Raw genomic sequence first — 8,448 nt, 5'->3', positions numbered from 1 at the left:
TACCACACCACCTATAATTAATACATTAATTATATAACAAGAAAAAGGTATTCAATGAGAAATTCATCGAATACCTTCACAAAATTATAATTGGAGACTTTTTCAGTGGCCTCTCCTCTATTCCCGTAGGAGTCGAGTGTCTTCCGCTCCATGTCACTAAGTTCTTAAAAATAGTAAACAAAATCAAAAAATCTATTGATGACTGCAAATAAAGACCCGAATTATTAAGCGAAAGATCAGTTGAACTATAGCCTAATAATTCGGGTTTTGTCATTAGCTTAAATACATATTTCCCAGCTTCTTCTAGGCAATTTAATAAATGAAAAATATGACATTTGAAAAATCGTATAGGATGAAGAACAAAAAAGAAGTCAAGTAGATAATTTACTCGAACATTCATATAGTAAAATGTATAAGGAATTATGATAACAAATTGTTCTTTCTCTTGCTTTGTAGTATATTTGAAACACGAATTTATATAAAAGAGGTTATTGCTAATGAGCTTACAAAAGGAAATAAATAAACGACGTACGTTTGCTATTATCTCGCATCCGGATGCAGGGAAAACGACGTTAACCGAAAAATTACTTTTCTTTGGACAAATTATTCGTTCAACAGGAACAGTAAAAGGAAAGAAAACAGGAAAGTATGCAGCATCTGACTGGATGGAGATTGAGAAAAAACGTGGAATCTCTGTTACATCAAGTGTTATGAGCTTTCCATATCATGATTTTCATGTGAATATCCTGGATACACCAGGACATGAAGATTTTAGTGAAGATACTTACCGTACACTAACAGCAGTTGATAGTGTTGTGATGATTATAGATTCTACAAAAGGTGTAGAACCTCAAACAATCAAACTTTTCAAAGTATGTAGAATGAGAGGCATTCCAATCTTTACCTTCATCAACAAACTTGATCGTGAAGGAAGAGATCCTCTAGAGCTTCTTTCTGAAATCGAAGAGGTGCTTGGAATTGAGTCATATCCAATGAACTGGCCTGTTGGAAGTGGTAAACGCTTCTTAGGTATTCATGATCGATTCAATAATCAATTTGTCCGTTTTAAAGGTGATGAAGAAGAAGAAATTATTTCTTTAGATGAAATTGCTGGTACTGATATTGAAGAAAGTGTTATTTATCAAGATACATTAGGTGAGCTTGAACTTCTAGAAGAAGCTGGTAATGAATTTACTCCTGAGCGTGTAGAAAAAGGAGAGCTTACACCAGTATTCTTTGGTAGTGCTTTAGCAAACTTTGGTGTTCAAACGTTTTTTGATACATTTCTTCAATTTGCTGCACAGCCACAGCCACGTAAAACAGATCAAGGGCTTATTGAGCCTGAAAAAGATCAATTTTCTGGTTACATTTTCAAAATTCAAGCAAATATGAATCCAGCCCATCGTGATCGTATTGCCTTTTTTCGTGTGTGTTCTGGGAAATTTGAGCGTGGTATGAGTGTGAATTTAAGCAGAACCAATAAAACCATTAAGCTGAATCAAACTCAAGCTTTTATGGCGAAAGATCGTGATACAGTAGATGAAGCATATCCAGGTGATATTATTGGGATTTATGATCCGAATATTTATCAAATAGGAGATACGTTAATCGGTGGAAAAGAGTCTTATCAATATGAAGAATTACCACAATTCCCACCAGAATTATTTAAACGAGTTCAAGCGAAAAACGTGATGAAAGCGAAGCAGTTTAGAAAAGGAATTGAACAGCTCGTTCAAGAGGGTGCAATTCAGCTTTATCGCCAAGAACTGAATGATTCGATCATTCTAGGTGCGGTTGGGCAGCTTCAATTTGAGGTTTTTGAATACCGTATGAAGGCAGAATATAATGTAGACATCGAATTTACTGCATTAGGTGAACGAATTCCACGTTGGATCAAAAGTGAGAAATTTGAAAAGCGTTTCTTTGATTCAAGAAGTATGCTTGTCCGTGATCGTTTTGGTGCATATGCTGTTTTATTTGAAAACGAATTTACATTAAGATACTTCCTTGAAAATCAGAAGGAAATTGAGCTTGTTGACTTATTAGAAGAAAATGACTATCAAGGTACAACATCACAAAAATAATGATCTAGGCTATATTCATAATCTTTGTTGCTTGTAGTAAGATGAAGGATATATCACTGTATAAAATCTAGTGGCATCTTTTCTTTTCTAATTAGTCCCTTTTATAAGATTAAACACTGTTTTAAATTTGTTATTAGGTCAATAGTAACAATCTTTCAGAAAAGAGCCTATCTCAAGAGGTTAGTTCATTCATTTGAATTAGCCTCTTTTTCATTGCACATGTTATGATAGAGCTAAAAAGCGTGGGGATTAAGTTGAATATTATTAAAGCGGAATTAGCTGAACTGAATCAAGTTGCAACATTGTTTAATGATTATCGAGTTTTTTATAATCAGCTCTCAAATATAGAAGGAGCAACATCTTTTATAAAAGAAAGAATGTCTATGAAGGAATCAGTTATTTTCCTAGCGTTGGATGGAGAAATTCCAATGGGGTTTGTGCAATTATATCCAATTTTCACTTCAGTTGGTATGAATCGGAAATGGCTGTTAAATGATTTGTTTGTTGCAGAAGACTATCGCCGTCATGGAGTAGGTAAAGCCCTTATGAATGCAGCAAAAAAGCTTGCAGAAGAAACAAACGCCGCAGGGATTTTATTAGAAACAACAAAAGATAATAACAAAGCACAAGCTCTTTATGAAAGTGTAGGTTATGAAAAAGAGGAATCTGTTTATTTCTACAATCTTTCTTTATCAGAATCGTAAAGGTTTATCAATTGATTATATTTGAATAGGAGATTTCTAATGGTTTTAAAAGCAATCTTAGCTTTAACTTTACCTTTTTTACTTGTGTTACTTTTCACACGTGTTAGCTATAACCATTATGTTGGAACCGCATTAACAGCAGCTCTCTTACTTGCATCTTATTCAAGAGGCTATACAGATACGTGGCTCATTATGGTTTTCGATTTTATCTCACTATCAGTTGGCTTTTTTTACGCCCGTAAAATGAAGGCAGATCTTCTCAAGAAGAAATAGGTTTGACAAGCTACATAAAAAGGAATACTTAAAAGAGCTACTAGAAATAGAAATAGCTCTTTTTTCAATTTTCCAAATTGAGGATAAGGATATTTTTGAAGCTATATTTCATTGGGTATTAAAGAAATATATATAATCTCACTAAATGATCCAACTATTTAAAGAATGTATTAAGATATGAGTGTTCATTAAGAGTCCTATCTGATGAGTAAAAAAAAAATTATTTGCAGCAATACATTTTATAAAAGCTATGTGTTTTATCTTTAGTTTCTTTTAAAAGATCTAACTATTTAAGGTCTTAATAGTGGAGCGAAATGAAACGGACTCTTTACTACCTAACAATTACATGGCAAGAAATTCACATTTAAAAAAACAATACGAACTTTAGTTCGTATTTTTAGTCATTTTATATAAATTTATGGTAATATGTAGTTAATTGAAATCGAATGGAGGCTTATGCGTGAGCGAGCAATTTGAATTAGTCTCAAAATACAAACCAGAAGGTGATCAGCCTAAGGCGATTACTTCGTTAGTTGAAGGAATACAGCAGGGGAAAAAACATCAAACATTACTTGGAGCAACAGGAACAGGGAAAACCTTTACTGTTTCAAATGTGATTAAAGAGGTTAATAAACCTACACTCGTTATTGCTCACAATAAAACACTAGCAGGACAGCTTTATAGTGAGTTCAAGGATTTTTTCCCTAACAATGCTGTAGAGTATTTTGTTAGCTACTATGATTATTATCAGCCAGAGGCATATGTTCCACAAACAGATACATTTATTGAAAAAGATGCAAGTATAAATGATGAAATTGATAAACTTCGTCACTCAGCAACTTCATCACTTTTTGAACGTAATGATGTGATTATCATTGCTAGTGTTTCGTGTATTTATGGTCTTGGATCTCCAGAAGAATATAAAGAGCTAGTTGTTTCATTAAGAACAGGTATGGAAATTGAGAGAAACCAACTATTAAGAAGGCTGGTTGATGTTCAATATGAACGAAATGATATTGATTTTCGTAGAGGAACATTTCGGGTACGTGGTGATGTTGTAGAAATTTTCCCAGTATCACGAGATGAACAATGTATTCGAGTTGAATTTTTCGGTGATGAAATTGATCGAATTCGAGAAGTTGATGCGTTAACAGGTGAAATTAAAGGTGACCGCGAGCATGTTGCGATTTTCCCAGCATCTCACTTCGTTACCCGAGAAGAAAAGATGGAAAAAGCGATTGTGAATATTGAAGCAGAGCTTGAAGAGCGATTAGAGGTTTTACGAGAAAATGGTAAGCTGCTTGAAGCACAGCGTCTTGAACAAAGAACGAGATATGATCTTGAAATGATGAGAGAGATGGGCTTTTGCTCTGGAATCGAGAACTATTCCCGTCATTTAACATTACGTCCATCAGGATCAACTCCATATACGCTGATCGATTTCTTTCCTGATGATTTTCTAATTGTGGTTGATGAGTCACATGTTACCCTTCCACAAATAAGAGGAATGTTTAATGGTGACCAAGCACGAAAACAGGTGCTAGTAGATCATGGCTTTCGTTTGCCATCAGCAATGGATAACCGTCCACTTCGATTCGAGGAATTTGAAAAGCATTTACATAATATTCTTTATGTCTCTGCAACACCAGGTCCGTATGAGATCGATCATTCACCTGAGATGATCGAGCAAATTATCCGACCAACTGGATTACTTGATCCAACAATAGATGTTCGTCCGATCGAAGGTCAAATTGATGATTTAATCGGTGAAATCCATGATCGAACTGAGAAAAATCAACGTGTGTTAATCACAACATTAACAAAGAAAATGTCTGAAGATCTAAGCAGCTATTTAAAAGAGCTTGGAATAAAGGTAAATTATCTTCACTCAGAAATTAAAACATTAGAGCGTATCGAAATTATTCGAGAGCTTCGACTAGGTAAATATGATGTTCTCATTGGAATCAATCTTTTAAGAGAAGGCTTAGATATTCCTGAGGTATCACTAGTCGCCATTCTTGATGCAGATAAAGAAGGGTTTTTACGATCAGAGCGTTCATTAATTCAAACAATAGGTCGTGCAGCTCGTAACTCTGAGGGTCAAGTAATTATGTATGCAAACAAAATGACAAAATCGATGGAAATTGCGATAAATGAAACACAGCGTCGTCGTGAAATTCAAGAAGAATACAACAGAAAACATGGCGTTACTCCAAAAACAATCCAAAAAGAAATTCGTGATAGTATTCGTGCAACAATGGCTGCTGAATCAACTGAAGAATACGATGCACCGATTTCAAATAAATTAGCGAAATTAACGAAGAAAGAACGTGAAAAAGTAATAGAAGGAATGGAAACAGAAATGAAAGAAGCAGCAAAAGCATTAAACTTTGAACGAGCTGCTGAATTACGTGATTTAATTTTAGAGTTAAAAGCAGAGGGGTGAAACGAGGATGGCAATGGAACATATAATTGTGAAGGGAGCGCGTGCTCACAATTTAAAAAATATTGATGTAACCATACCGCGTGATAAGCTTGTTGTTTTAACAGGGTTATCAGGTTCAGGGAAGTCATCATTGGCTTTTGATACGATTTATGCAGAAGGACAACGACGATATGTTGAATCATTATCAGCATATGCACGTCAATTTTTAGGTCAAATGGATAAGCCTGATGTTGATGCAATAGAAGGATTATCACCAGCGATTTCAATCGATCAAAAAACAACAAGCCGAAATCCGCGTTCAACAGTTGGAACAGTTACAGAAGTATATGATTATTTACGTCTTTTATTTGCACGTGTTGGGCGTCCAACATGTCCAATTCATGGTATTGAAATCACATCACAAACGATTGAACAAATGGTTGATCGAATTCTTGAATATCCTGAACGAACGAAGCTTCAGGTTTTAGCTCCAATTGTTTCAGGACGAAAGGGAACACATGTAAAGGTTTTTGAGGACATTAAAAAGCAAGGCTATGTTCGTGTAAGAATTGATGGGGAAATGCAGGAGCTTTCAGATGAAATTTCTTTAGAAAAAAATAAGAAGCATTCAATTGAAGTTGTGATCGATCGTATTGTTGTAAAAGAAGGTGTAGCATCTCGTTTAGCTGATTCATTAGAAGCTGCACTTCGTCTTGGTGAAGGTAAGGTTATGATTGATGTCATGGGTGAAGAAGAACTTCTTTTTAGTGAACATCATGCTTGTCCACAATGTGGTTTTTCAATCGGTGAGCTTGAGCCAAGAATGTTTTCATTTAACAGTCCTTTCGGCGCATGTCCTGGCTGTGATGGATTAGGCTCAAAACTGGAGGTTGATTTAGACCTTGTTCTTCCAAATAAAGATTTAACACTCAAACAGCATGCCATCGCACCGTGGGAGCCAACAAGCTCACAATATTATCCACAAATGCTTGAAGCTGTTTGTAATCATTACGGAATTGATATGGATATTCCTGTGAAAGATCTTCCAAAGCATATGATGGATAAAATATTATTTGGTAGTGATGGAGAAGAAATCTATTTCCGTTATGAAAATGATTTTGGCCAAATTCGTGAAAATTACATACAATTTGAAGGTGTAGTCAGTAATGTAGAGCGTCGTTATAAAGAAACAAGCTCAGATTTTATTCGTGAGCAAATGGAAAAATACATGGGTCAACAAGATTGTCCTACATGTAAAGGACATCGTCTTAAAAAAGAATCACTAGCAGTATTAATCCAAGGAAATCATATTGGTGAAATTACGAAGCTCTCAGTTCAAGATTCTTTATCATTCTTTGATACTCTTTCACTTACAAAAAAAGAAATGACCATTGCGAACTTAATACTAAAAGAAATTAGTGAGAGATTAGGTTTCTTAAATAATGTTGGTCTTGATTATTTAACATTGAATCGAGCAGCTGGAACACTGTCAGGTGGAGAAGCACAGCGTATTCGCCTTGCCACACAAATTGGTTCGCGATTAACGGGTGTTTTATATATTCTTGATGAACCATCGATTGGTTTACATCAGCGGGATAATGACCGATTAATTCAGACGCTGCAAAATATGCGGGATATTGGTAATACATTAATTGTTGTTGAGCATGATGAAGATACAATGATGGCTGCTGATTATTTAATCGATATTGGACCTGGGGCGGGAATTCATGGGGGACAAGTTATCTCTGCAGGTACACCAGAGGAAGTCATGAATGATGAAAATTCCTTAACAGGGCAATATTTAGTAGGACGTAAATTTATCCCTCTACCATATGAACGAAGAAAACCGGATGGAAGATTTATCGAAATTAAAGGTGCAAAAGAAAATAACTTAAATAATGTAAGTGTGATATTTCCACTCGGAACGTTTATTTCAGTTACAGGTGTATCAGGTTCTGGGAAAAGTACATTAGTGAATGAAATTCTTCATAAATCACTGGCACAAAAGCTGCATAAAGCAAAAGCAAAGCCTGGTGAGCATAAAGAGGTAAAAGGAATAGACTACCTGGAAAAGGTCATCGATATAGATCAATCACCAATTGGACGTACACCTAGGTCGAATCCAGCAACATATACTGGCGTTTTCGATGATATTCGTGATGTGTTCGCGACAACAAATGAAGCGAAAGTACGTGGCTATAAAAAAGGTCGCTTTAGCTTTAACGTAAAAGGTGGACGTTGTGAAGCTTGTCGTGGAGATGGAATTATTAAAATTGAAATGCACTTCTTGCCTGATGTGTATGTTCCTTGTGAAGTGTGTCATGGTAAGAGATACAATCGTGAAACACTTGAAGTCACATATAAAGGAAAAAACATTTCTGATATTCTTGAAATGACTGTTGAGGATTCTGTTCATTTCTTTGAAAATATTCCAAAAATCAAGCGTAAACTACAAACCATTTATGATGTTGGATTAGGATATATTACACTTGGACAACCAGCCACAACTCTTTCAGGTGGGGAAGCGCAAAGGGTTAAGCTTGCATCAGAATTACACAGACGATCAACAGGTCGCTCATTATATATTTTAGATGAACCAACAACAGGTTTACATGTTGACGATATTGCACGTCTTCTAAAAGTACTACAACGATTAGTTGATAATGGTGATACCGTTTTAGTTATTGAACATAATTTAGATGTGATCAAAGCAGCAGATTATCTTGTTGACTTAGGTCCTGAAGGTGGAGACAAAGGTGGCCAAATCATCGGAGTAGGAACACCAGAAGATATTATGAACAATGAAAAATCATACACAGGTAAGTATCTGAAACCTGTCATTGAAAGAGACCGAGAACGTATGCGAAAGCTTGTAAAAGAAAAAGAAGAAGTAACACAATCATAGGATAATTAAGCAAAGAACTACTCTTGAATTAGCAGGAGTAGTTTTTTTGCTTTCTGG

Annotated in this window: 5 protein-coding genes; all 5 read left to right on the top strand. The window is 35.3% G+C overall.

The window, feature by feature from the left end; translation table 11 throughout:
- Positions 1 to 497 precede the first annotated feature (497 nt).
- The 5 genes from LC076_RS23205 to uvrA all read left to right on the top strand — a co-directional run bounded on the left by LC076_RS23205 (position 498) and on the right by uvrA (position 8,391).
- Complete coding sequence (locus LC076_RS23205; RefSeq protein WP_226671496.1) at positions 498 to 2,084, top strand: peptide chain release factor 3; 1,587 nt, start codon at positions 498 to 500, stop codon at positions 2,082 to 2,084.
- 254 nt (positions 2,085 to 2,338) lie between these two features.
- Positions 2,339 to 2,788 (top strand): GNAT family N-acetyltransferase, encoded by a 450-nt coding sequence (locus tag LC076_RS23200; RefSeq protein ID WP_226671495.1) that lies wholly within the window; start codon positions 2,339 to 2,341, stop codon positions 2,786 to 2,788.
- A gap of 39 nt (positions 2,789 to 2,827) precedes the next feature.
- A complete protein-coding gene (locus LC076_RS23195) occupies positions 2,828 to 3,061 on the top strand; it encodes a DUF2198 family protein (protein ID WP_226671494.1) in 234 nt (77 codons plus the stop codon).
- Positions 3,062 to 3,521: 460 nt separating this feature from the next.
- On the top strand, positions 3,522 to 5,507 hold the full coding sequence (gene uvrB, locus LC076_RS23190) for an excinuclease ABC subunit UvrB (protein WP_226671493.1): 1,986 nt from the start codon (positions 3,522 to 3,524) through the stop codon (positions 5,505 to 5,507).
- A 7-nt stretch (positions 5,508 to 5,514) separates the two neighbouring features.
- Positions 5,515 to 8,391 carry an excinuclease ABC subunit UvrA gene (uvrA, locus tag LC076_RS23185; RefSeq protein WP_226671492.1) on the top strand — a complete coding sequence of 959 codons (2,877 nt, stop codon included), beginning with the start codon at positions 5,515 to 5,517 and terminating at the stop codon, positions 8,389 to 8,391.
- Positions 8,392 to 8,448 lie beyond the last annotated feature (57 nt).

The organism is Metabacillus litoralis (genome assembly GCF_020524045.1).
GTDB classification, from domain to species: Bacteria; Bacillota; Bacilli; order Bacillales; family Bacillaceae; genus Metabacillus; species Metabacillus litoralis_C.
Note: the sequence above shows the minus strand (reverse complement) of the source record. Positions and strands in the feature narration are given on the sequence as shown.

Excerpts from the sequence above, each read along its gene's own strand:
- uvrA (WP_226671492.1), top strand. The coding sequence starts at position 5,515 with ATGGCAATGGAACATATAATTGTGAAGGGAGCGCGTGCTCACAATTTA.
- LC076_RS23205 (WP_226671496.1), top strand. The coding sequence starts at position 498 with ATGAGCTTACAAAAGGAAATAAATAAACGACGTACGTTTGCTATTATC.
- LC076_RS23195 (WP_226671494.1), top strand. The coding sequence starts at position 2,828 with ATGGTTTTAAAAGCAATCTTAGCTTTAACTTTACCTTTTTTACTTGTG.